Origin of the sequence: Candidatus Anaeroferrophillus wilburensis (genome assembly GCA_016934315.1) — a bacterium.
Classification (GTDB): domain Bacteria; phylum Desulfobacterota; class Anaeroferrophillalia; order Anaeroferrophillales; family Anaeroferrophillaceae; genus Anaeroferrophillus; species Anaeroferrophillus wilburensis.
In genome coordinates this window covers 19,234-44,082 of the sequence record JAFGSY010000022.1, presented here as the reverse complement: position 1 = coordinate 44,082, position 24,849 = coordinate 19,234, and the positions used below count along the sequence as shown (strand labels likewise).

The 24,849-nt window shown below is 51.2% G+C and carries 25 protein-coding genes and 1 pseudogene; 14 read left to right on the top strand and 12 right to left on the bottom strand.

Annotated elements, in window-relative coordinates; all coding sequences use genetic code 11:
• Positions 1-57: 57 nt before the first annotated feature.
• From JXO50_05705 to JXO50_05650, 12 genes are all read right to left on the bottom strand, one after another.
• Entirely contained in the window at positions 58-906 is an 849-nt protein-coding gene (locus JXO50_05705; GenBank protein MBN2332585.1) for a HAMP domain-containing protein, read from the bottom strand.
• Between the two features lie 238 nt (positions 907-1,144).
• The gene (locus JXO50_05700; GenBank protein ID MBN2332584.1) at positions 1,145-1,759 is read right to left on the bottom strand and encodes a hypothetical protein; all 615 of its coding nucleotides are present in this window, start codon (positions 1,757-1,759) and stop codon (positions 1,145-1,147) included.
• 82 nt (positions 1,760-1,841) lie between these two features.
• Positions 1,842-3,191, bottom strand: coding sequence for a polysulfide reductase NrfD (gene nrfD / locus JXO50_05695; GenBank protein ID MBN2332583.1), 1,350 nt, complete (start codon positions 3,189-3,191; stop codon positions 1,842-1,844).
• The gene (locus tag JXO50_05690; GenBank protein ID MBN2332582.1) at positions 3,188-4,132 is read right to left on the bottom strand and encodes a 4Fe-4S dicluster domain-containing protein; all 945 of its coding nucleotides are present in this window, start codon (positions 4,130-4,132) and stop codon (positions 3,188-3,190) included. Before JXO50_05690 ends, nrfD begins: the two co-directional genes overlap by 4 nt.
• 51 nt (positions 4,133-4,183) lie before the next feature.
• Positions 4,184-4,711, bottom strand: coding sequence for a cytochrome c3 family protein (locus tag JXO50_05685; protein MBN2332581.1), 528 nt, complete (start codon positions 4,709-4,711; stop codon positions 4,184-4,186).
• Positions 4,712-4,742: 31 nt separating this feature from the next.
• Positions 4,743-4,919 carry a hypothetical protein gene (locus JXO50_05680; GenBank protein MBN2332580.1) on the bottom strand — a complete coding sequence of 59 codons (177 nt, stop codon included), beginning with the start codon at positions 4,917-4,919 and terminating at the stop codon, positions 4,743-4,745.
• A gap of 21 nt (positions 4,920-4,940) precedes the next feature.
• Entirely contained in the window at positions 4,941-5,183 is a 243-nt protein-coding gene (locus tag JXO50_05675; GenBank protein MBN2332579.1) for a hypothetical protein, read from the bottom strand.
• 48 nt (positions 5,184-5,231) lie between these two features.
• Positions 5,232-5,645 (bottom strand): response regulator, encoded by a 414-nt coding sequence (locus JXO50_05670; protein MBN2332578.1) that lies wholly within the window; start codon positions 5,643-5,645, stop codon positions 5,232-5,234.
• A 43-nt stretch (positions 5,646-5,688) separates the two neighbouring features.
• Complete coding sequence (locus JXO50_05665; GenBank protein MBN2332577.1) at positions 5,689-5,937, bottom strand: hypothetical protein; 249 nt, start codon at positions 5,935-5,937, stop codon at positions 5,689-5,691.
• Between the two features lie 604 nt (positions 5,938-6,541).
• Entirely contained in the window at positions 6,542-8,146 is a 1,605-nt protein-coding gene (locus JXO50_05660; GenBank protein ID MBN2332576.1) for an FAD-binding oxidoreductase, read from the bottom strand.
• A 50-nt stretch (positions 8,147-8,196) separates the two neighbouring features.
• Positions 8,197-9,405, bottom strand: coding sequence for a nickel-dependent lactate racemase (gene larA, locus JXO50_05655; protein MBN2332575.1), 1,209 nt, complete (start codon positions 9,403-9,405; stop codon positions 8,197-8,199).
• A 333-nt stretch (positions 9,406-9,738) separates the two neighbouring features.
• The gene (locus JXO50_05650) at positions 9,739-11,340 is read right to left on the bottom strand and encodes an NFACT family protein (GenBank protein MBN2332574.1); all 1,602 of its coding nucleotides are present in this window, start codon (positions 11,338-11,340) and stop codon (positions 9,739-9,741) included.
• 13 nt (positions 11,341-11,353) lie between these two features.
• Here JXO50_05650 and JXO50_05645 point away from each other — a divergent pair, with 13 nt between their 5' ends.
• The 14 genes and pseudogenes from JXO50_05645 to JXO50_05580 all read left to right on the top strand — a co-directional run bounded on the left by JXO50_05645 (position 11,354) and on the right by JXO50_05580 (position 24,835).
• The gene (locus JXO50_05645) at positions 11,354-11,848 is read left to right on the top strand and encodes a hypothetical protein (protein ID MBN2332573.1); all 495 of its coding nucleotides are present in this window, start codon (positions 11,354-11,356) and stop codon (positions 11,846-11,848) included.
• A gap of 13 nt (positions 11,849-11,861) precedes the next feature.
• A complete protein-coding gene (locus tag JXO50_05640) occupies positions 11,862-12,470 on the top strand; it encodes a 2,3-bisphosphoglycerate-dependent phosphoglycerate mutase (protein ID MBN2332572.1) in 609 nt (202 codons plus the stop codon).
• Positions 12,471-12,492: 22 nt separating this feature from the next.
• Complete coding sequence (locus JXO50_05635) at positions 12,493-12,774, top strand: acylphosphatase (GenBank protein ID MBN2332571.1); 282 nt, start codon at positions 12,493-12,495, stop codon at positions 12,772-12,774.
• Between the two features lie 58 nt (positions 12,775-12,832).
• Positions 12,833-15,343, top strand: coding sequence for a helicase (locus JXO50_05630; GenBank protein ID MBN2332570.1), 2,511 nt, complete (start codon positions 12,833-12,835; stop codon positions 15,341-15,343).
• Positions 15,324-15,524 (top strand): hypothetical protein, encoded by a 201-nt coding sequence (locus JXO50_05625; GenBank protein MBN2332569.1) that lies wholly within the window; start codon positions 15,324-15,326, stop codon positions 15,522-15,524. Before JXO50_05630 ends, JXO50_05625 begins: the two co-directional genes overlap by 20 nt.
• A gap of 70 nt (positions 15,525-15,594) precedes the next feature.
• Positions 15,595-15,840, top strand: a complete 246-nt coding sequence (locus tag JXO50_05620; protein MBN2332568.1) for a hypothetical protein — start codon at positions 15,595-15,597, stop codon at positions 15,838-15,840.
• Positions 15,827-16,483 carry an HAD-IA family hydrolase gene (locus tag JXO50_05615; protein ID MBN2332567.1) on the top strand — a complete coding sequence of 219 codons (657 nt, stop codon included), beginning with the start codon at positions 15,827-15,829 and terminating at the stop codon, positions 16,481-16,483. Before JXO50_05620 ends, JXO50_05615 begins: the two co-directional genes overlap by 14 nt.
• Before the next feature lie 380 nt (positions 16,484-16,863).
• Entirely contained in the window at positions 16,864-18,237 is a 1,374-nt protein-coding gene (locus tag JXO50_05610) for an SDR family oxidoreductase (protein MBN2332566.1), read from the top strand.
• A 35-nt stretch (positions 18,238-18,272) separates the two neighbouring features.
• The gene (locus tag JXO50_05605; GenBank protein ID MBN2332565.1) at positions 18,273-19,763 is read left to right on the top strand and encodes an aromatic ring hydroxylase; all 1,491 of its coding nucleotides are present in this window, start codon (positions 18,273-18,275) and stop codon (positions 19,761-19,763) included.
• Between the two features lie 54 nt (positions 19,764-19,817).
• A complete protein-coding gene (locus JXO50_05600; GenBank protein ID MBN2332564.1) occupies positions 19,818-20,324 on the top strand; it encodes a TRAP transporter small permease subunit in 507 nt (168 codons plus the stop codon).
• Positions 20,321-21,622: a TRAP transporter large permease subunit gene (locus JXO50_05595; protein ID MBN2332563.1), complete on the top strand. Its 1,302-nt coding sequence runs from the start codon at positions 20,321-20,323 to the stop codon at positions 21,620-21,622. The genes JXO50_05600 and JXO50_05595 overlap by 4 nt, the downstream gene beginning before the upstream one ends.
• A gap of 78 nt (positions 21,623-21,700) precedes the next feature.
• Positions 21,701-22,258 carry a C_GCAxxG_C_C family protein gene (locus tag JXO50_05590; GenBank protein MBN2332562.1) on the top strand — a complete coding sequence of 186 codons (558 nt, stop codon included), beginning with the start codon at positions 21,701-21,703 and terminating at the stop codon, positions 22,256-22,258.
• 126 nt (positions 22,259-22,384) lie between these two features.
• Positions 22,385-23,149, top strand: a complete 765-nt coding sequence (locus JXO50_05585) for a glucose 1-dehydrogenase (GenBank protein ID MBN2332561.1) — start codon at positions 22,385-22,387, stop codon at positions 23,147-23,149.
• Between the two features lie 21 nt (positions 23,150-23,170).
• Positions 23,171-24,835 (top strand): annotated as a pseudogene (locus JXO50_05580) (AMP-binding protein).
• The last annotated feature ends 14 nt before the right edge of the window (positions 24,836-24,849 follow it).

Below are 24,849 nucleotides of genomic sequence, written 5' to 3'. Positions count from 1 at the left end.
CATTTAGTCCAAGAAATTCCATGAGGTCAAGGTTTTTGAGCCATGTCTTAACTACAATTAGCCACCCTTTCTTTTAGGTAGGCTATCAGCTTTCCTGATTTTTATCAATTCCGTTTCAGCATGATGTTTTTCCTTGGCCATCTCATGGTATATCTGTCCAAGGGTCTCGATCTCGCTGATCCCCTTGGGGAAATCATTATCCATGCTCCCCCCGGAAACATTTCTTACATAGTCAATCAGATTGTTTATTGGTGCCAGCAGGTTTCGCCTGAGGAGAGCACTGATTCCGCCTACAGATAAGATGAGAACCATGACGCAGAAGACGACCATTTTCAAGCGCAGGGCCAGCAGGCTGCTATCCAGAGAAGCGGTCGACAGGCCGATGTCCAGGGTGCCAAGAACTTTCTGGTGGTCGGGGTGAAAGTGACAGTCACCTGCTGAACAGTGTGCATCGTTATAGATCGGGGCGGTGATGGCCAGCACGTTGTTATTCTTGCCATTGACGAAGCGCCTTGCCAGCTGCATGGAGCCCAAACGTTCCGCAGGCTCGGGACCGCTGTGGCATTCGATGCATCCGGCTGTCGTTTTGTCTACGACCTTGTTCAGCTCTCCGGGGTCCGAGGAAAACATGATAACCCCCTCTTTATTAAAAATGCGGAGATGCTCGATTCCCTTTTGGGCTCCGACACTGTCAATGATATGGTAGAGGCTTTCCCGGTCATCAGTCATCATAGTGTAGCGGGTTGAGCTGACGACCGTATCGGCAAGGCTGGTTTCCTGCCGTACCGCGTCCCTCAGAAAACCCTCTCTAATAGAGGAATAAAGGATGAGGCTGCAGACGATAACAAAACCAGTCAGGGAAAGCGCCACTGGGATGATTGCTTTGGAAGCAAAGCTGTTGAACATTTCCGGCCCTCCTTTCCGGCCTTCCAATTCCAATCCGAGGTGCTGTTAAAAGCCTCTCCTCTGATGGCTTTGTAAAAACTCCATCTTCTATGCTGTACCTTATGTCATTCCGGGGTGCTGAATGGATATCTTATGTTCATGGTTTTTACACCAATGGGTGCAGACGTGTGCCTCGAATCGGGAGCCTTTTGGGTCATCGGGTTCTGGGATTTTTACGAATCCTTTACCTTCTATTCTGTCATAGTTGCAGCGGGTTTCCGTTGCCGAGATTGTGTTCCGTGAGCTCGAGAATAAATGTGCTTCCGTCGGATTTCCTGTCAGTACGTTTCACACAGCCGACGTCAGGGGCAAAGTGGAGTACACGACTTGTCATGCATGGCATGTACATGTACCCTTCCGGATATTCGTACTCAACTGTTACCTGAAGGCAACTCGCATAGGCGATTCCATTGGCGAAGACCGTCACATCCACACCGGTAACCGTCGATAACGTGTTTATGGGATACCAATTCGAATTCAGCTCTCCAGCCCAGGTTGACCCGAGGGACAGATCTCCACTCAGGATATAGGGTTCTGAAAATGTATCCGACAGCACTATGTGATCCGGGCGGCAGTATGTTCCTGTTTTTACATAGTCTGTTCCAATTTCAAACCATGTATAGCCGTCATTTCGCTTGTTATCAACGCCACATGCAAACCAAACCCCATTGTGTTCTTTTACATCGCTTACGACAACGCGATTTCCATTATTATATACCCATTCCGCCCCGAGGGGTGTCGGGAAAAACGGGGTCAACCCGGGCATGAAACCACCATGAGGAATGTTTGTATGGGTAGCAAAGCTGTTGAACATCTGCGGCCCTCCTTATCCAGTCTTCCGGTTCCCGAGGTATTATAACCCCCCTGGGAACCGGAAGACGTAGGTTTTGGTTCGGCTAGGGTCGGCCACTAGGCCGGGCCCAGGCTCCTTCCGCGCTGTCTTCGATGAATACCGGTGCCCGATTTTTGACTGGGCTGGCTACCAGCACCTTTTCCGGTGCTGCTTTCCATGAATACAGAATGGGCAGCCGATAGAGGATAAAGCGATAGACTGCTATGAACATGGTAAAGATGGTTATGGTGATCATCAATTCGTACGGATGGGGAATCTCCGGGTAGAGGTTCCAGTTGAAACTGATAAGAGCGGTATTCAACCGGTTCATGATTAAACCCACGATGGTAAGAAAAGCGGTAAACCGGACCAGGCCGACGCTGTTTTTCCTGATAGCGACGGAGAACAGGATGATGGGCAGTACAACTCCCAGAAAGATTTCCAGCATAAACCAACTGCCCCATCCGGTGGTCAGGTAGGACCACTCGTTGTCATGGGCGATGCCGATAAGCTTGATAACAAAGTAGGTTACCAAGGCCATGGTGGCGCCTTTGGCTAGGCCGATGGTAATGGATCCGAGATGGTCCAAAAAATCCCTGCTGCAGCGCCAGGCCATGGTCTTTTCCACGATGGTACTTACTGCGATGACCATGCAAAGACCCGCGAAGACCGAGGAACAGAGGTAGAATATCCAGAGAAATTCCTGTGAGTACCAAAGGGGGTGCACCTTTGCCGGCGCATAGGTCAGGAGGGTTCCCAGGGCTCCTTGGTGGAGGGTGGAAAGAATGATCCCCGCCACCGTCAGGCCGATGGTTCCTGCATGGATAAATTTCTTCGCGGTGGGCCAGCCGATCCATTCAAAAAATGCCTCGGAAACTTCCATTATCTGCACAGAAAGGTAGGTCGCAACATGCCAGCCAACCAGAAAGAGAACGGCTGCTGTACCCCAGGAGACAAACATGGGGTAATAGAGCCGCCATGGACAACCAAGGTCCACCAGAAGGTTGACAACCGCAAAGAAATATCCCAACAAGCCGTTGAGCAACGCCAGATTCAGGATTGGTTTGAATTTTTTCTGGCCGAACAGCTCCACCGCAGTGCCGAGGAGAAACCCCGAGGCGGAAAGGGGGACCATGCAGAAAAGCCCGAAGCCCAGGAAAAGTCCCCATGGATAATCGCAGCTGCCGTGCATAACGCTGCCCAGGCCGTTGGCGTACCGGTAGACAATAAGAGGCAGGCCGATGGCAAAGATCAGAAATAATACCCAGTTGAAGGGGTTGCGCAGAACCTGCCGGAAGTAATCTCTAGGAGATAATCCCAGCAGCAGTTTCTGCGATAAACTCCACCGGTGACCATTATCCGGATCGTTCAGAGAGTCAATCGGCCTAAAGCCTTTTTCCATAAGTCGGTTCATTCTTCGTGCACCTCCCCTCTATGTTGAGACTTTTTGTTCTCTTCCTCTTTCTTTCCCCCGGTTGCCAGGAGATGAAATCCCATGAACATGGCAGGCCAGATACCCAGAACCATCGGTACGATGCCAAGGAAACTCTTGGTGTTATCCAGGATCGGATGGTGCTGCAGGCTGGTGTTGAAGCCAAGCTGATCAAAGGGAACGCCTGACAGGTACATCCAGGATGTGCCGCCAACCTCTGTTTCCCCATACACATGGTCGACATACTTTTCGGGGTTTGCCCGAATGCGTTCATGGGCGGTCTTGACAAGGGTGTTCCGGTGGCCGAACGTCAGGGCCTCCTGGGGGCAAGCCTCCACACACGCGGGCGGTTTTCCATGTTTCAGCCGGTTGTCGTAGCAGAAGTTACATTTTATTACTTCTGGATGCAAAGCGCTGTCATAGGAGTATGCCGGGATCCCGAAGGGACAGGCGACCATGCACATTCTGCAACCGACACAGACATCGGGGTTATAAATAACCGCCCCCTCTTTTGTTTTCTTGTAAGCGCTGACAAAACATGAGGTCAGGCAGGCCGGTTCCTTGCAATGGTTGCACTGGATTTTCCGATAGACCGGTCCTCCAGCAGTTTTAGTGTCATACCGGTTGACGACGGTGAATGCACCATCATCCGTTCTGCGTTTCTGGGTTCCTCCATGGAAGGTCTGGTCGAAAACCGAGAGGTCGTTAAAGGGAAGGTCGGGCTCAGGAAGGCCATGCTCCCTGTTGCACGCTGCCTCGCAGGTCCGGCAACCGATGCAGCGTGTAAGGTCTACCAATACTCCCATGCTCTCCGGATAACCATCAAACTCCGCCATACCAAAGGCGCTTTTCTTGGGGGCCAACGCCAAGGCGCTGCCACCAGCGACCACCTTGAAGAATCCTCTCCGGCTTATACCATTCATGATGTTCCATCCTCCTTTCGATATTGAAAAATGGTCTCTTTCCAGGACAATCTACTCATGTCGACCGCCAACTCCACCTCCCACCGGCGCATACTTGCCGGAATGGTAGAATTGTTCGCCTTCGTCAGTCATTTCGTGGCAATCCTCGCACGCTGTTGGTGCTCCCATCGTAGCATGGCAGGTGAAGCACCTCAGATGATAGGCGCCTTTCAGACCCGTCATGTCGATATGGTAGCGATTCGGATCAGCCTCCATCTTCCCGATATGCTGGCCGGTAAACGGCTCTTGGACATGGCAATCCCTGCAGACCACGGCAGATGTTCCTTCACTATCGGCATGGCATCTGGCACATTGTTCATCCTCGACACCTTTTCCGAACCGATGATGGTGGCAGACCGAACAATCGTCGGCGATCTCCACATGCTGATCATGGTTGAAGTCAGCCCCATAGTAAAGGTGGGAGAGGGAGTCTAACAGCACGGATGCCGGTGGCTCATCAGCAGTACCGAAAGCCGGAGCGGCAAGAAAAACCAGTGCGACGATCATCCCTCCCAGTATCCATCTTTTTCTACTTTTCATTCGTTCATCCCTCCTCACATGTCCAGACATTCTATCTGTCCCGTTTCCCGGCATCATTATCGTGCATGATTACGTTCTTGTAAAATATGGGGAATGCCACCAGAAACCCGATGCAGATAAGGTATTCAACAGCCTTGATATAATCGTAGTACTCCACCAAGGTGCCAATCTGTACGGCTTCGCCGATGGTCGCAAAAAATCCAGTCATGAAAGCTCTCCTTTTTTGTAGTTAATCCGTACTCGTTGTGGATTCGGCCGCCGCAGGGGCCGCCTCTTTTCCGGCTATCAACGATTTGACAAATCCAACAATGAGGATAAGGGCCGGGACCAGCTGGGCCACAACAATCAGCGCCAGAACACCGACAAAGACGCTGACGAGAATCCCGCTCTTGTAAACCACCGTAGTATCTCCGGCATATGCCGGACCCATCGCTGCCAGAACCAAAAAGATTGTTGAAATGGCCGTTTTCATGATCAATCCTCCTTTTCCTTTCCATCCCATTACCGGGGTGTCTCCCCGTTAGAGTTCCCCGGTGGGACTTTTTTGGGACAGCCTTCTGTCCGTTGTGTTATGAAAGGCACATTGAACCACCTGTCTGAGTTCATCCCGGTCATCGCCGTTTACCGGCTTTAAAGCGTGATAGAATATCCCCTCTTTACGAAATCTGCGGATAAGGGAGAGGGACTCCTCATTTGATATGAGGATAATGGTTAATTTCTGGTTGCACCTCTTTAAGAGGGGGATTATTTCCATTGCCTTTAACCCGTCAAACTCGCTTCCCAACAGAATGACACTGGCTTCTTTTTTGAGGATATTACGAAGAACAACATCCACGGAATCCGCCTCGATGACCTTATACTCGCTGCCGTTGAAAAATCCGACGATCCGACTGCGAGTTTCTTCATCCCTGTCGGCTATAAGAAGAAGATGCATGATTGATCCCCCTTTCCAGGGAATACCGCGGTAGCCCATCAAATCAGGAGTTATTGACTTTGGCATTGTCCGTAACTCTCTCACGATTCCTCGCCTTCCCAAAAATAGCCGCCATCATGGATACAAACATAAATGCGGCCGGGACAAACTGAAAGGTGATGATAACCGCCAGAAATCCGATAAAAATCCACCCGATGAGGCCGATCCCCCCACCCCCGGCTCCGCTTGCGGCAAAAACCGAATTTGCATGCAGGATGGCAAACAGTGTGATGATGCGAAATGTGTTTTTCATGATCCCACCTCCTTGCAGCTCCAAAAGACTTCAATGTCTTTTGTGGTATTCTTGTATACAGTATAAAGAATTGCATAAAGCGTTCCACTGGGGAAAAAAGCCACATTTGATGTGTAACTATTTGAATTTAATTAATATTAGTGGATTGCTAAAGGAAAGCTAAGTAGCTGGCCAGCCTCCGGATGTATATGTTTTTTATACATTTTATTCGCTCATAAGGCCTGCCGTAAGACGCTATATCTCATAACTAATTGAAAAATAAGAGCTTCTTGGATATTGGTGGGGAGTACATAAGAAACGTACGCTCATCTTCCTGTATGTGCAGCAAAGGTCTTTCTGATATCCCAGGCGATGTTCATTAGAAAGTAAACGTAGGGGATGTCTTGAGAAATGAGCATTTTTGTTCAATAAAAAGGAAGTTGCAAGATCATCTGAATATATGGCAGGGGGTAACGAAATGAAGTGAGTCCGGCCATCCAAGGCCGATGTCATGGTGGGAACGACAGAAAGACGTAGAGAAAAATGAGCCCGGCTTCACCGGGCTCATTCGTTGATAACTATTAACAAAAAAACAACTTATAACCGGGCGGTTACTCCTCTTCTCCTAGACAAAAACATTTCCCCGGTTGAGCAAAAAACCGGGATCAACGGCCCCTTTGCACCGCTTCAATTGGACAATCGCCTGTTCATCGAAACATCTGAGAAAATCTTTCCGCTTCCTTTTGCCGGTGCCATGTTCACCGGAATAAACTCCTCCCAGTGCCGCAGACTTGGCAATGATCTGATCGTAAATTGCCGACGCTCGATTAAGATTTTCCTTCTCCGGCAGCAGGGTGAAATGGAGGTGGCAATCTCCGAAATGGCCGAAAGAAAGGTAGTCAATACCTTCAGAGATGATAAGGTCGTGAACGTATGCGAGAAACTCAGCAAATGCTGCCGGGGGAACCACGGTATCGGTCATGATGGTATAAGTGCCACGTTGCTGGACCACCTCCAGGGCGTTAGCCGGCATTGAATGACGGGCTTCCATGAACGTTCTTTGCATGGGTTCGTTATCGAGCAATAATACCGCTTCAGGATCGATGCCGCATCCAGCTGCCAGGAGCAGGTTGAACCAGGATTCGGTCATTTCCTCGATTGGCGTCTGGAGAACGGGAACCTGGAGATAAATGCCCACCTGATTGTTGCCATGAAACAGTTTGGTTTCATGGTCCATGTACTGCCGACAGTTAACGCCGAAATATTCCAAGGCTGCCAGGCGGCCGAAATCTCCCGCCAGTCTGTTGCCCAAGTAGTCAAGGAAGGCGAGGGCATTGCTTTCGGCGGGCAGGGAAAAAAAGAGTTCAAGGTAGCTTGCCGGCCGTTCTGCCAGCTTGAGGGTGCAGGCGGTGATCAGCCCAAACAGCCCTTCACTGCCAACAACCAGATCAATAAAATCCATGGTACCGTCAGCGGAGGAGAAGGGTCCGCTGGCGTTTTTAATTGCCGGACGGGGATAGGTAGGTACAGGCAGAAGCAGAGACTGATTGCCATGTTTGAGTTTGAACTCTCCGGCCCGGGAACTATAGTCACCCCGCTTGGCATGGATTTTCAAGCCGTTGGGGAGAAGAAAGTCAATTGCTTCAACCCATTCGCGTGTTGCCCCGATCTCGCCGGGGGTGAACCCGGAGGCATTGCAGGAGAGAGTGCCACCGATCCAGGCATCGGCCCGGCTGGTGGGATCAACCGGATAATAAAGCTTTTTGCTGCTTTGTTCCAGTACCTGATTGCGCATCTCCTCCAGGACTATTCCCACCGGGGTGGTGACCAGTTTATTGGTGGCATCAACGGCAACCGAAGGACTGGTCATTTTGACCAGAGAAAGGACAACTCCGCCCTCGGCGGTGGCACTGCCGGTAAGATTGGACTGGCCGGCCGAGATGGTCAGGGGAATATTGCTTTGGTGGCAGGCTCTCAGGATGATGGCGCATTCCCGTTCACTGGCCGGCCGGCACAGGGCCTCGGCATGACCGGGCAGATTGGAGGAGTCGGTGGCATAGCCGGCTACCACGTCAGGGTCAAGGCTCAGTTGGACAGCAAAATGCCGGTTAAGAAAATCTGCCAGTTTTGGCAGATCACTACTGCCGTGGCACTCCCGGCAGCAGTGATCAAGAACGTCGTACTCATCTGCCGTCAGCACGTCAAGCAAGGTGATAGTTGATGATGCCATGGTGGTACCTCCCTGGGGATTGTAGGGTATCAGTAGGGGTTGTCTGTCATTTACTGCTGACTGAGCTTGAGGATCAGCAGCGGGCCGTCGGGAACGACAGCCCAACGGGCCTCGTGTCCGTAGATGGCCAGCAGTTTGTCGATGGCCTGTTCCATGGTGTTGACCGGTGTAAAGTGATAGCCTTCGACCGCGGTTTTGCTGAGTCCTTCGGTGTAGAGCCATACCGGGTGTTTGAGCATTACCTGATAGGTTTCCTGGGCACACCACTGGTCGGGGATGAAAAATTCCTTGGCCATCAGCCGCTCGATGAAGTGTTGCGGCGTGTCAACCAAGGTGAGAATATTGCAATACTCAGGACTGCCGGCCCCCTCGAAGCAGGCACTGGCTATCAGGATGGTACCCTGGTCTTTCAGCACCGGGGCGGCACCGGTTATGCCTTTAACCGTCTGGTACAGATTGCAGTCCAACGGGGCGCCGGAATTGGTGGTGACAATGAAATCCAGTGGTTCATCAAGGGTGTGGACACAGAATGGGGCCAGGAAGCGGCAGCCGGCCAGATGGGCTTTTACTGGATGGCCGGCAAAAATGCCGGTAATGTTCTTACTGGTATTCAACGTCACGTTGACGATGAAATCAGCCCCGGCTTTTTCCATGATCGTCAGGCCGGCTTCATGAAAAGGGTTGCCCTCCAGAGCGCCATAGACGGTGTTGGGATGGGCAATCATCTCCGGGCCGTGCATGTATTCCAGGGTGTCGATGGAGGAAATACCCGGCAGAATGGATTTGCGGCCGCCGGAATAACCGGCCCACATATGGGGTTCGATGAAGCCGGTGAGAATTTTCAGATCGGCCTCCACATAATGACGGTTAACATAGGCCGGCACACCATCGCTGATATTGCCCACCAGGTTGACCAGCTCCTGACCTTCATTGGGGCGGTGAATGCCGGTGGCGATCAAAATAAGGATATTGTCCGGCTGGAGGCCGGCATGTTCCAGGGCGGACAGCAGGGGTGGCAGGATGGTAGTATTAGGTACCGGCCGGGTAACATCACTGATGACGATGCAGGCATTTTTTTTGCCGGCCGCCAACGTTGCCAGAGGTTGACACTCTATGGGGTGCTGCAGGGCTTTTGCGAGGGAGGTGTCCGGCTGCGGAATAACCGGTGCTTCCCGGGGGCGAAGCACGCCCTGGTAGCCCGGGGTTTCCGGCAGGCGGACCTGCAGACCATCATGGCCATAGCGAAGGGTTATTTCCATGATTTTTTCCTCTTCATGAACTGACTCCTGTCTGGACCTGCAGTGTACCGATATAACAGCTGGTGGTCATACGATCTTTTTGCTACCTGATTACGATGATTGATGATGTCCTCGAGTCTTCCATCCAGGTACCCAGCGAACAGCCCTCTACCAGTCAGGAAGGTCAGGAATTGATTCTCAAGCATTATCAGTTTTTATAGATATTGTGGTGAACGATCCGGTTTATGTCGAACTGGCCATACCGGCGCATCCGGGGTTCGTCATTCCAGAGTTAAAAAAACAGTTTCAGAAAAGATAGACAAAACAAGCAAATCACTGGTTATCTCATAAGGTTTAGGGCAGGTTATCCCGGACGGTTGCCGGAGTGATGGTTATCGTCTGGCGACTGCCGGCAATCAGCACCTGTCCTGGTTTGCCCCCCTTCGGTTTTTTCAGATACTTCAATGGCAGATAGTCCACCGTCACCCGGGTGTCGTTTTTACCTCGGGAATGGACGGCCGCGAGGCCGGCGGCCAGGGAAATCTGTTCTGCGGTTGCTCGTTGTCCCGGAGCGGGTTTGAGGAGCACATGGGCGCCCGGGATGCTGTGGGCGTGGAACCAGAGATCACTGTCGGAACCCAGGTGGCGATAGATATTCTCATTGCCGGCTGCACTTCTGCCCACCAGAATCATAGCTCCGTCAGGTAACGGATGGGTTTCCACCGCCCCAGCTACGGTTTTTTTAGGTTTATCTGCAGCTTTGCACTGTTTTCCGCCAGTGGGGCTGCTCTGTCCCAAAAGCTCTGCATAACCGGCTAATTCCTCCATTCGGTCATTTTCCTCCGCCTGAAAAAGCAGATCCTGATAGTAGGCCAGTTCCAGGTGGGCGTTTGCTAGGCGGTCGGCAATCATTTTCAGTCCCCGTTTGGCCTTTTTTACCTTGCGAAAATGATGCTCCAGGTTTTCCTGGGGGCTGAGCGCCGGATTCAGGGGGATAGCCACCTCCTCCATGGTCGGCGACCAGTAATTGACCACGCTAATATTAGTATCCCCCCGCTTGATTTTTGCCAGGGAGCTTTTCAGAAGCTCACCCCATGGCTCCTGCTGCAGATGCAGCTGTTTTTCCTGCTGTTCACGGGTGATGTTGTCGATCTTCCGCTTCTCCCGCTTGATAACCTTTCTCAGTCGGGAAAGGATTTGCCGGCGGTTGACAACCCCGTAGCGTTCTTGATAGCGGGGCAGGAACCAGTGGTCATAGGCTTCGTGCAGGGCGAACGAATCAAGCCCGTCGGGAGCCTCGAGTGCCTGCAGGAATACCGGTATGGCAGCGCTTCTGTTGCCGCTTGCTGTCGGCGGACGCTCCGGCGGTTGATAGGGCATCTGCTGACGCAGACGATCATTGGCCGCCGGATGACGGGGGAAAAGCAGTTCTTCGATCACCTGGGATTCTCCCCGGGCGATGATCAGGTTGCCCTGCTTGCCGGTTAGTTCAATAATCAGCGACAGCACCGGTGAGTCAGCTCTTGTGGCGCGAATCACCATGATCCGGTCACCGGGAAGTTGTTCAATGCTTACAATCCTGGCACCCTGGAGATGGTGACGCAGGTAGGCGCAGAACCGCAATGGCCGGGGAGGATTGGCAAAACGGCCCTGGGTCAGATGAAGACCGCTATCCTCGGGTGCCAGTGAGCAGAGCAGGTTGTGTGATCCATGACTGCCGCCCAGTTTAAACAGCAGATGATAGGCGGTCATCTGGTGAACTTTGCGGATGAAAGATCCTGGCAGGCAGTCTTCCAGGGCCGGGAGTAAAAGGTCGAGGGTTTTCATGTCCATCATCTGGTCATAAAAGAAAATATCCCGGTTGTCAAAGCATTCCCCTTCAGCGTGGCGATGGGCTGAGAAAAAACTTTGAAAAATATGGCAACGTGCTATAATTTGCTCATCAATGTGTGACAAGGAGGAACCTGCAATGGAAAAACCCTGCTCTGATGATCCGCAATCATCGGTTCATCTGCTTTGCCGCATTGTCCGGCAGCTTTTTCACCTGGATGAATTGGTCCATGTCCTGGTGGCCCTGACCCTGGTGATCATTGCATTATGTATTTTGGGGCATACGGTGGTGCATTTCAAGTCACTGGATATCCATTCGCTGCTGAAAGCGGTCAATATGGTCCTGCTGGTGCTGATCGTCATGGAGATTTTGTGGCCCGTCCTGACCTTCCTGAAAAAGGATCCCTTCACCCTGAATCCTTTTATCTATGTCTGTATCATTTCCAGTATTCGACGGATTCTGCTGGTGGAGGCCGAGATGTCCATCGGCCACTATGACCACAAGGCCTATGCCCTGGAGATCGGGATCAGCGTTGGCACCATTTTCGTCATGACGATTGTTCATTATATCTATAATAAAGGGTACGTGCTGGAGCAGCGCTGCGCTCTGCCCGAGACGGACGAGAAACAGTAGGAGATGACCGCTCATGCCGATGCTGGTGATGATTCGCCACGGCCAGTCGCTGTGGAATTTTGAAAACCGCTTTACCGGCTCCGCCGATGTGCCCTTGACCGCCAAAGGGGTTGCAGATGCAGAGCAGGCTGCTGCCCGGCTGAGTGGCTGTACTTTCGATGTGGCCTATACTTCACGGTTGAGTCGAGCCGAAGAGACCCTGGGCGTCATTCTGCAGACCCTGGATGTTAAGATACCGGTTGTCCGCCTGACCGAACTCAATGAGCGTTTTTATGGTGATCTGGAAGGGATTCCCAAGGAGGTTGTCAGGCAGCGCTACGGCCAGGATATCTACCAGCTCTGGCACCGCAGCTACGAAATTCCGCCGCCCGGCGGGGAGAGCCTGGCGGCCACGGTCTCCAGGGTAGGAAAAGCTTACCGGCAGACGATTGCTGTTGACTTGACCATGGGGAAAAATGTTCTGCTGGTTTCCCACGGTAATGTTATCAGATCCCTGATCATGCAGTTGGATGGGTTGGCTCCGGCTGATATTTCCACCATAGAAGTGAAAACCGCGGTGCCACTGGTCTACTATTTTAACGACCAACTTCAGGTTGGTGACAAAAGAATCTTAGCTGACTGATGTGGTACTCTGCGTTGCCGTTATGATGAAAAAACGTCTGCAAATAGAGGTTGTCGGCCGGGTTCAGGGGGTTTGGTTTCGGGCCCATGCCCGGGAGGAGGCTGAACGCCTGGGACTGACCGGCAAGGTCTGGAATGCCGCCGACGGCAGCGTCAGCATCATCGCCGAAGGGGAGCAGACTCAGCTGGAACGGTTGCTTTCTTGGTGTCGCCGGGGGCCGACTCTGGCTCTGGTTACCGATGTTGTCTTTTCCTGGCATGATTTTGCCGGTGAATTTGACCGGTTTGCCATTGCCTATGACTAACTCTTGTCCCGCGATTGAATGCCCCTTTACGCCCGAATCCTATTTTACCCCTCAGGTCATGAAATCCTTGCGTCGCCAGATTCAGGCGAACAACGGCAATGAAATGCTGTTTCAGGGCAGGGTTGATGCCCGGTACCGGGTGGTGGAGGTCAAGGTACTGACCCGCGGCAACCGGATGATGACTCCGGCGTTGCTCAATGTGGTGGCGGCCGGCGAGGTGGTTATCCATAATCATCCATCAGGGGAGCTGACCCCGTCTGATGCTGATGTTATGGTGGCCTCGGAGCTGGGAGCTCAAGGGGTCGGCAGCCTGATCGTCAACAATCAGGTATCTGCGGTGTATGCGGTGGTCGAACCGCTGAAAATGCCGGCGAAACATGCCATTGACCAAGACGAGGTGGTTTCCTATTTTAAACCGGATGGCCTGCTTGCCAAGCGGTTGCCCAGCTATGAATACCGGCAGCCACAGGTGGACATGGCGGCTGCGGTAACCGGCGTCTTCAATGACCCGGGTATCATGGTGATTGAAGCCGGGACCGGCGTTGGCAAAAGTCTTGGCTATCTTATTCCTGCCGCGCTCTGGGTACTTGCCAACCGGAAGCGGGCGGTTATCTCCACCAATACCATCAATCTCCAGGAACAGCTGATTAAAAAAGACATCCCCCTCCTGACCGATCATCTGCAGATTCCGGTACAGGTGGTGCTGGTGAAAGGCCGGCATAACTATCTGTGCCGGAAAAAGATGGAGGAATGGCAGGCTGATGCGACCATGTTGCCCGGTCTGGAGGCAGAGGATCGGCAGCTGATGGCCGATATCTGTGCCTGGGCGGCGACCACCAGTGACGGCAGCCTGGCAGATTTGCCGGTGATTCCGGGAACGGACATCTGGGAGCAGTGCAACAGTGAAGCGGACATCTGCCTGGGGGCGAAGTGCTTCCATTTTGAGCGTTGTTTTTTTTACCAAGCCCGCCGTCGGGCAGCGGCCGCCCACCTGCTGATCGTCAACCACCACCTGTTGCTTGCCGACCAGGCATTGCCTGCCGGTGCCCGGATACTGCCTAAATACGAGGCGGTTATCTTCGACGAGGGCCACCATGTGGAAGAAGCTGCCACCTCTCATCTGGGAGAGAGCGCCTCACGGCTGGGTTTGGGACGGACCATGGCCCGTCTGGCTTCCCAGCGGCGACCCCAGGCCGGGGTTCTTGCCCGCCTCTATCAGCGTCTGGAAAGTGTATGCCGCAAAGGGAACCAGCAGGCCATTGAACCGCTGCTTGCCCTCCTTGAAGCGGACCTGCTGCCTGCCGTTGCCTTCCTTCCCCGTGAGCTGGGTGATTTGTTCAGCCGTTGGCGGGTGGCTTTTTCCTTTCTCGAAGCAGAACCTGGCAGTGAAGGACAAAGAGCGTTCAAATTGCGGCTGACCGATACAATTCGCCGGCAGCCTCTCTGGAAAGATGATATCCTGCCCCTGGCAAAGGAGCTGGGTGATCTCTGCGCTCCCCTGCTCCATGGTCTGGACCAGCTAGACCATGGGGTTGAGACAGGCATCAGGGATCAACTACTGGGTGTTGAGCAGTTTGACTTTCTGCTGTCCGAACTGCGGGGAATTCGCAGCCGCCTGCAGCAGCAGCTGGGGATCTTTGCCCGGTTTTTTCTGGCTGACAATGGTGATCCTGAGCTTATTTACTGGGTTGAAATCAGCGGCGGCCGGCGTCTGAATCTTAAAGTAGTGTTGTCACCCCTGGATGTTGGTTCGGTACTGGCGGAGCAGTTTTATCCCCAGTTTGAGACAACGATAATGACTTCCGCCACCCTGGCTGTTGACCGTAGATTTGATTATTTTCTCAGCCGGGTTGGTCTGGACAGGATAGTGCCCGGCAAAAAGCTCGAAACCTTGCTGTTGAACAGTCCTTTTGATTATCAGCGTCAGTGCCTGCTGGTGGTGCCGGATGATCTGCCGCCACCGGCTGCAGCGGCGTACCCAGAACGGTTGGCTGATTTTCTGGCCGATCTGATCAGCACGGTCGGCGGGCGGGCGATGATTCTTTTTACCTCTTACCTTCTTATGAACCGGATCACCGATCAGTGTCGACAGAGGCTGGGGGGGCAGGGGTTTCTCATCCTCAAACAGGGAGAGGGGCAGCGGCACCAGCTCCTCCATGAATTCAAAAACAATCCCGCTGCGGTGTTGCTGGCCACTGACAGTTTCTGGGAAGGGGTTGATGTCAAGGGCCGGGCACTGGAAACCCTGGTCATTGTCCGGCTGCCCTTTAAGGTGCCGACGGACCCGGTGGTTCAGGCCCGTACTGAACATATTGTCCGCCAGGGCGGTGACCCTTTTCGTGACTATGCCCTGCCCCAGGCGGCCATTAAACTGAAACAGGGTGTTGGCCGCCTGATTCGCGGCCAAAGTGATCGGGGCATCGTGGTGGTAACCGATAACCGGCTGGTGAGCAAAAGCTACGGCCTTCAACTGCAGAATTCGCTGCCCATGCAGCGGGCGTTACAGGGAAACTCCGCCTATGTACTGTCCCTGGCGCGGGATTTTTTTAATGAAACAGCATCAGGATAATGGCCAGCCAGCCAAAAAACATCCTTGCCCCGACTGTCGCTTCTGCCAGTGGTGCAGTGATGACCGCTGTCGGCTCTGTCGGGGCGAATGCCCGTCGTGCGGCCGTCATGGCGACCGGAAATTGAGCCTGGTCGAGCAGATTGAGCGCTATAACCGTTTGAATAAAGACCTGCTAAAATAACAGCTATGTTGTCATTACAACCTTTCAATTTTCAAGGACAACGGTGGAAAGTTCTTTTTTTTCTCCCCTCATGAGAGCCATTGTTGTTATTGCCCTGGTTGCCCTGGTGGTCAATATCCCCTTAGGGTACCTGCGGGCCGGGGTGCGGAAATTTTCCCTGCACTGGTTTGTCTATGTTCATCTTTCTATCCCGCTGGTTGTCTGGCTGCGGCTATCCCTGGGTATTCGCTACCAGGCGGTGCCGATCTTTATTGCCATGGCGATTGGCGGCCAGCTGGTGGGGGGCCGACTGAGGAGGGGTGATGACCGCAACTGAGTGTGTTCCAAAAGGTCAAAAGCTCAAAGCAGTTATTTTCGACTGTGATGGGGTGCTGTTTGCCAGCGAAGCAGCCAACCTGGCCTACTATAACTGTGTTTTCGCAGTTTTTGGCCTCCCGGAGGTGGCGGCCGACGATCACCGGCGACTCACTGTTCTTCATACGTTTTCAACTCCCCAGGTGCTGGAGTATTTTTTCGGCCGGGGTGGCCTGTATGAGGACGCCTATCGTTATGCCCAGACTTTGGACTACCGTCGCTTTGTTCCGTTCATGGTCCCGCAGGCGGGGCTGCATGAGGTGCTGGCTGAGTTGGCTGGTCGTTTTCAGCTGGCCATCGCCACCAACCGTACCAATACCATGGAGCTGATCAGTGATGATTTTCAGCTTGGCTCCTATTTCCGGCATGTGGTGACCGCTACGGATGTCCCCCGGCCAAAACCCTATCCTGACATGCTTTGCCATGCCCTGGATCTGCTTCAGATATGCCCTGAGGAAGCAATCTATGTCGGCGATTCCTCCCTTGACTGGGAAGCCAGTAAGGGGGCCGGCATTCCTTTTGTGGGGTTTAGCTTTCAGCCTCCCCAGGGGGGGGTGATGGTTTCCCGGTTGGTCGAGCTGGTGGAACTGCTGGCTGATCGGTAAGGTGGGTGATGTCGGTCGAGAATTGCACGAAACGCCGTGAAATTCTAACCACTTCGCACCCCTGAGAATCAAATAAAAGACGATCCCGCCCCAGGTTTCTTCCGGATTATGTTCCTGCCCGTTTCCCTATCACGCGGACGAAAAACGAAACTGCAACTGATTCAGATAGCTCATTATCAGAGCGGTACAGTAGTAGTTTTATGTTGCGACAGGGAACACATCAAGCATGATGTAATTAACTTATCCCTTGTAAAAAAATAAAACACTGTAATTATTCGTTTGACAGCTCTGTGTGTTTGTGATATCGATTTTTTCGGCAAGTCAGTCACAATCTGATTAGTCAGTCATAATTATTGAATGCAGCGTTGTGGAGAATCGCGGTGGTTGATATTCCAACGACAGTTAAGAACAAGGGTTTGGTTGAGAAGCGTCGACGCCAGATTGTGCTGGCGGCGATTAAATTGTTTGCCAAAAACGGTTTTCATAAGACAACTCTCAAAGAGTTGGCTGCGGAAGCCAATCTTAGTTATGGGAACATCTATGACTATGTGGGAAGCAAGGAGGATATTTTTTTCCTGATCCATGATTTCTTGGCCGGGTCGGCAATGGATATTATCAATCGGAGCATCGAAAATATCCAGGATCCGATTGATAAGCTTCGTAGAATGGTGCGCGCTGAGTTCAACTTGATGGATCAATGGGCAGATGCCCTGTTGCTGATTTATCAGGAGAGCCATATTCTTAAAGGTGATTTTCTCAGGAAGTTGCTTCAGAAGGAGCGGCAGCATTTGGGAAAGTTCGAGAAGGTTATCGCGGAATGTGTTGCCGCTGGAAGACTTAATGATTGTGATTTGCGTTTGACGGCCAACTTGATTAAATCGATGATTGACAGCTGGGTAATCAAACGATGGGACCTGAGAAATCATGTGAATCAGCTTGATGCTGAACGCATGATTCTTGAAATCATCTTCAATGGGTTGAGTCGTGATAAGCAAGCTTTAGCCGCATTGCCTCAAACTTTTGATGATCTTCAGGGTAAAACAGTCCTTGTTCTTAACGGCGGCACTGTTTTGGGGCAGGCCATATGCAGTGCTTTTCTGGCAAATGGCGGGCGTTTAATTGTTCATGGACATAACTGGAACGGGGGAGATGGTAAGCCTGGAAATGGTAGCGGGCAATCATGTTGTGCGCCTGTGTATGTTATGGATGGGCAAGTCCAGCTTACGCCGGCCAAGATGCAGGATATCGAGGACCAATATGGTCCGATCGATATTTATATCCATGATCTCGGTATGGGTATGGAGAGTGAGTCTGCAGCCGGAGTTGGAGGGCAGGCGATGAGCGCTCTTGATGATAATATGCGTCATGCCCATGACTTAGCAAACTATTTGAGGGAGAGAATGAGCGCTCGTCGAGCAGGGAGGATTGTCTATCTGGCGCCATGGGCTTGGGACCGTTACGCTGATGCCGTCCGTTTTGAGACGGCCAAAGCAGGTGCGATAGCCTTGAGTCAGGTTATGTCGAAGGATATGGCCGCCGCCGGGGTAAATGTCAATTGCATTGTGCCTGGTTATATTCGGGCGTCCAGGCCGCTGAAGATCGAAAAAGCTTTTAAAAGCGAGGTTGCAGAAGAGATTCCTTCAGGTCGCTTAGGCGAGTTGTTCGATGTCATTGCCGCGGTCTTTTTTTTAATTGGTGATGGGTCAAAATATCTTACCGGACAGGTTTTTAACGTGACCGGTGGTCTAACGTAGCAGATACATAATATCATATAAGGAGGCATGGAAAGATGTTGAGAACAAAGGAGCAGTATCATAAAGATCTTTTTGCAATGAGGCATAATGTCTTCATCGGCGGTGAGCCTGTTGGCCGTGATGATCCGCGGCTCAAGCCGGGGATCAATGTCCTTGATGTAACCTTCGATTTGGCTCAGGATCCGCAATGGAAAGGCCTTGCTACCGCTGTTTCGCCGGTAACCGGGGGAGAGATCAACCGGTGGGCCCATTTGCCCCAGAGTCCTAGTGACTTGATAAAGAAGCAGAAACTTATCCGTCTTGCCGCTCGCAGGGTAGGGGGGTGTATCCAGCGCTGTATGGGCCATGATGCCATTAACGCCTTGGCGGTTTGTACAAAAGAGATGGATGCCGCTAATGGCAGTAACTACCATCAACGATTTCTGGATTATCTGAAAATGTATCACGAGAAAGATTTGGTTGGTTGTTGCGCTCAGACAGACAGCAAGGGCGATCGGATGAAGCGTCCAAGCGAACAGGAAGACCCTGATGCATATCTACACATTGTCGAGCGGCGCGATGATGGCATTGTGGTAAGTGGTTTTAAAATGTCCATTACCCAGGCCCCCTATGCCGATGAGATAATTGCACTGCCGACCCGGGCGCTTACGGAATCAGATCAGGATTATGCGGTAGCTTTCGCGGTCCCGGGTGACACGGAAGGTTTGAGTCTGATCACCCGTCCGGTCTGGCTGAGAAATAATGATAAACCTGATGCGGCTCCTTTTTGTCAATATGGAGTTTCTGACAGTATCGTTTTTTTTGATAAGGTTTTTGTGCCGAAAGAACGGGTTTTCATGTGTGGAGAATGGCAATTTGGCCGGAGAATGGCATTGCTCTTTGCTGATTCGCACCGGCATAGTTATAGTGGCTGTAAACCAGGAGTATCCGATATCCTCTGTGGAGTTACGGCTTTAGCGGCTGAGGCTAATAATATTTTAAAGGCCAGCCACGTCAAGGAAAAGCTTTCTGAATTTGCCGGCGCGGCTGAATTGGCCTATGCCGCGGGAGTTGCCGCGGCGGTTTATGGAGAAAAAACCTCTAGCGGCGTATTTTTCCCCAATGAGATCTATGCGAACGTAGGCCGGCGGCTGACTGGCGAAATGATTTATCATGAATTCAATATCTTGACTGAAATTGCCGGAGGCATTGCGGTGACCATGCCATTCGATGAAGATTTCGAGCAAGGAGATTGCGCGGCCGCACTCAAGCGGTTCATTGTCAGGAATCCGAACTTGTCTTCAGAAGACTCTCTGAAGATTTGGCAGCTTGTTGAGAATATCGGTGCTTCCGGCATGGCGTCCTGGTACAAAATTGCGGGTGTCCATGGAGGAGGTTCCCCCATTATGGAGACCATAGCGCTCAACCTTGGATATGATTTTGATGATAGAAAAAAATTGGCTCGCTATCTGGCTGGCATTGACGAAGAATTGGATGATTCGAAAATGCGTAACGTTAAACCGCATTTGGAAGGCAGTGAAGAGTGAGCGTGATAGTGGTGCCTTGTGACAACTGATAATTTGAACCAAGGGTGAGAAGCATTGAGAAAATTTTTAATGGTTACCGACAGCTTTAGTGAATGGTCGGGGAAAATAATTTCGTTCCTGGTTTATTTTGGGATGTTCATTTTGGTGTTCGAAGTTGTTGCCCGGTATTTTTTTAATTCGCCAACGGTATGGGCCCATGGTTATTCTCAGCGCCTGTTTGGCAGTTATTTTATTATGATTGGAGCCTATACGTTGCTCCAGAATGGTCATGTGAGAGTCGATGTTCTCTACAGGCGTTTTTCAGTGCGCGGACGGGCGTTTCTGGACATAATCAATTATTTGCTGCTACTGCTCTGGTCCTCGGTGTTGATCAAAGAGGGGATTGCCTTTTTTGCAAGTTCTTGGGCTATTCGTGAAGCTGACGAGATGGTGCTGGCTCACCCGGTCTATCCGGTGAAGTTTTTGCTGGTGGTTGGTGCAGTCTTGATCACTCTGCAGGGGCTCAACCAGTTGCTTTTGTCAGTTTATGTTTTTGTCAAGGGGGTTAAGTTTAAAGCATGAGTCAAGAACTGCTGCTCACCATTGGGATGTTCGGATCCTTGATTCTCTGTATAATGTTTGGTGTGTCCCTGGCCTTTGCCATGGGGGCGATCGGGGTAATCTCAGCCTTGGTTATGTGGGGTCCCGACGGACTCATGCCGATTGTTACCGGCGTGTTTAATTACATGTGGATGTTGCTGCTGGCAGCAGTTCCGATGTTTGTGTTCATTGGGGTGGCATTATCCAAGTCGAAGATAGCGGAAGATATGTTTGATGCTTTTTATATTTGGTTCGGAAAGTTGAGAGGCGGGCTGGCAATTGGCAGCTGCGGCTTTGCAGCTGTCCTGTCTGCCATGACAGGAAACTGTTCCGCTTCCACAGTCACCACCGGCCTGGTCGCCATTCCGTCCATGCGTCGGAGAAACTATAGTGAATCGATCATCTTTGGCTCGATCGGTTCGGCTGGGACCATGGGTATTCTTATTCCGCCAAGTATTACTCTGATTGTTATCGGGATGATGACCGGCCAGTCAATCGGCAAGCTGTTTGCCGGTGGTTTGGTTGCCGGGACGCTCATTGTCGCGGCATTCATGCTTTATATTGCAATCAGAGCTTGGCTCCAGCCCGACTTATGCCCAGCATTGGAAGAGCCGGTTACTCTCAAAGAAAAACTTCGGGCGCTGAAGTCGGTCTTCTTGCCCCTATTGATCATCATCTCCATCTTGGGTTCACTCTTTTTAGGTGTTGCAACGCCGACAGAGGCATCATCGGTGGGATCTTTGGCCGTGTTGATCTGTATCTTTGTTCGCGGTGAATTGAACTGGAGATTTATTAAGGAGGCTGCCTGGCAAACAGCGAGTATTACCGGCATGGTACTCTGGATTATGTTTGGTGCTTCCGGTTTTGTGGCAATTTACAGTGGCGGTGGTGGCATCTACTTTGTTAATAGTATGCTCATGGGTGTTAATGTCAGTCCCTGGGTGATGATTTTTTTGCTCCAGGCCGCAGTCCTTATCCTTGGGATGTTCCTTGACCCGATGGGAATTATTCTCCTCTGTCTACCCATTTTTTATCCGGTGGTTAAGAGTTTGGGCTATGATCCTGTTTGGTATGGGGTCGTTTTTAATATTGCTCTGTGTATTGGGTATGTTACTCCGCCATTCGGGTACAATCTTTTTTATCTCAAATCTCTCAGTCCGGGAACAGACATGATGGTGATTTTCAGGGGGGTGATACCATTTATTGCGATTATGATTGTGGCAATGATTATGATGATGGTTTTTCCATCAATTATCATGTGGTTGCCAGGCACCATGTAGCTGATAGCGTACGGTAATTTTATATAACAAGTTGTTTTCTGGACCTTTGCATGGTCTGGACAACAAAAGGAGGGGGAGATGAACCTAGCTTATAAATCAGAAAAAGATTTGTTGGATTCAGTGGAAGCCAGCGCTGCCAACTTTGAAAAAAAATACCATGGCTGTGCTCAGTGTGTTCTGGGTGCGTTGATGGAAGCCTTTCCTGATTTGCGAAGTCTTGATGTGTTCAAAGCTGCTACGGGGCTTGGTGGGGGAGTAGGCTTGTCAGTTGCCGGTTCCTGCGGGGGGCTTACTGGCGGGGTGATGCTCTTGAGCTATCTCTATGGTCGTGATTTGGATAATATAGATGATCCTGAGGGGATTCGGTTTATCGGCTATCGTCTGGCTAATGCTCTTCATGAATGTTTTGTTGAGGAATACGGCACCTCAACCTGCGGAGAAATCCATAAACAGGTTATGGGGCGGACGTATCAACTTAATGATCCAGCGGATTGGGATGCTTTTATACAGGCAGGTGGGCATGAAGATAAATGTCCGGCTGTGGTGGGTAAGGCTGCCAGATGGGCAGCGGAAATTATTGTGGCGGAAGAAACAGCCCAGGGCAGGAAGCCTCATTTTTTAGATGAGGAAGCGTAGCATACGACACTTCGGAAGTGAAGCTGTTTCCTGTGGGTGACTTTCGACTCTTTTCCACCGATAGGACCCATATCCTGATCGGCGTGATATATTCCTTTAACATGCTGTTTTGAGAGGGAGAAACCAATGACCATAGAGATATTTGATCTTAAGGGCCAGGTAGCTATGGTTACCGGCAGTTCCAAAGGCCTTGGTGAAGCAGGTGCTGTAGCGCTGGCCAAAGCTGGGGCAGATGTGGCTGTCTGCGGCCGAAACGCGGCTGATATTGATCGTGTGGTTGGCCGCTTGCGGGCAATGGGTAGCCATGCTGCTGGATTTGTTCTCGAAGTCACGCAAAAGGATGCGGTCAACAAAGCTGTTGGCGCCATCATGGATCATTTCGGCAAGATTGACATCCTGGTCAACAATGCTGGAACTAATTTTAGAACTTCAATCATCGATTATCCTGAAGAAGAGTGGGATCGAATTATCAATATCAATCTAAAAGGGTATTATCTGGTAGCTCAGGCCGTGGTTCCACAGATGATTGAACGCGGGTACGGCAAGGTTATCAATATAAGTTCGATTTTGGGTAGGATTGGCATCCCCAACCAGCTTGCCTATGCATCAGCCAAGGGAGGCGTCGAGCAAATGACGAAGATTATGGCTTTGGAATGGGCCAAACTGGGGGTGCGGGTTAATGCCATTGCCCCGACATATTTTGAAACGGAAATGGTCAAACAGATCAGGGATGACAAAGAGAGATTTGATTTCATTCAGGCGCGGACTCCCATGGGACGCTGGGGGCAACTGGAAGAAATCGAGGGAATCGTTATTTTTTTGGCCAGCAAGGCATCGGATTTTATTACTGGTCAAAGCATTGCAATTGATGGTGGATGGACGATTTGCTGATAGCTAGAATGGAGTAATTTCATGCCTCGTTATTATGACGATAAACCTTGGGTCGATATTTACCCAGAATGGTTTGCCCCGATTTTCCCGGAAAAAAGTGAAAGTGTTCTTGATAAATTTAGACGTTCCGCTTCAATGTATCCGGAAAGTTCCTGCATCTATTATTTTGACGCGGAGTATAGCTTTGCTCAAGTGGAGAAAATGGCACTTTCCTTGGCTGCTGCCCTTGCGGACAAGGGCATATGCAAGGGTGATCGAGTTCTGTTTGTCCTACAAAATATTCCACAGACTATCATTGCCTCGCTGGCGGTCTGGATGCGGGGAGGGATTGTGGTGCCGGTCAATCCCATGTGTACATCGAAGGATCTGAAGCATCTGCTGACGGATAGTGGCGCGCAATTGATTATCTGTGAGGACATGCTGTTCGAAAAAACCATTCGTGCAGCTGCCGGCGGGCGAACCGTGATTACTACCTCGCCGCTCGATTTTCTGGTTGCCGGTGACCAGGTGCCGGAACAGCTTAAAAATACGTCTAAAGAAACACCGGCCGAAACCTTTGATCTTCTGGCACTGATTGGAGCATTCACTGATCAGACGTTTGACGAGATTAGCATTAACCCTGACGATTTGGCCTATCTCGTTTATACGTCGGGGACTACCGGCCCCCCCAAGGGAGCTATGGTTTCCCATGCAAATATTGATTATAATTGTTAGGTTTACGAAGCAACTGCACGTCTGGACCGTTCGGACGTCGTGCTCGGTATTGCACCGTTGTTCCATATCACTGGCATTGTGGCTCATCAGGCAATCGCTTTTCACTTGGGTATTCCCGTAGTCCTTTTCAACCGTTTTGATGCTCATGATGTTTTACGGCTTATCGAGAAGCATCGGGTGACATTTACGGTCGCCTCCATAACGGTATATATTGCTCTTCTCAACCATCCCGCGATCAAATCATTTGATATTTCTCGCTTTAAAAAAGCCTATAGTGGCGGGGCACCAGTTTCCCCAGGTACCGTAGAAAAATTTCAGGAAGTCATGGGGCTGTCCATCTATAACGTGTATGGACTGACAGAAAGCTCTTCGCCGGCTACCATAGCTCCTCTTGGTCACAACGGACCTGTCGACGAGAATTCCGGAGCACTCTCCGTGGGCCTTATTATTCCTGGCATTGAGGCATGGATCGTTGATGTAGAGAATCAGGATATCATCATGGCGCCGGGGCAGGAAGGTGAACTGGTTTTGCGGGGACCAAATATTATCAAGGGATATTGGGAAAATCAGGCTGAAACTTCAAGAGCGATTCGAGGGGGACGCTTATTTACCGGCGATATCGCAAAGATTGATGAGCAGGGATGGTGCTACATCGTTGACCGGAAAAAAGATCTGATAAATGTTTCCGGATTCAAAGTCTGGCCAAGGGACGTGGAGGATGTTCTTTATCTCCATCCCGGGGTCAGGGAGGCTGCGGTTGTGGGGATTCCTGACAGCTATCGTGGCGAGACCGTCAAAGCTTTTGTTTCTTTGAGTGAAGATTATTCGGGGAAAATCACTTCTGCAGAACTGATCAGTTTTTGCAAGGAAAGGTTGGCAGCCTATAAGTATCCGCGCATTATTGAAATTCTCGACGAGCTGCCGAAAACCAATACCGGCAAAATACTGCGGCGCGAGCTCAGAAATAATTAACTGCAGATCAATGG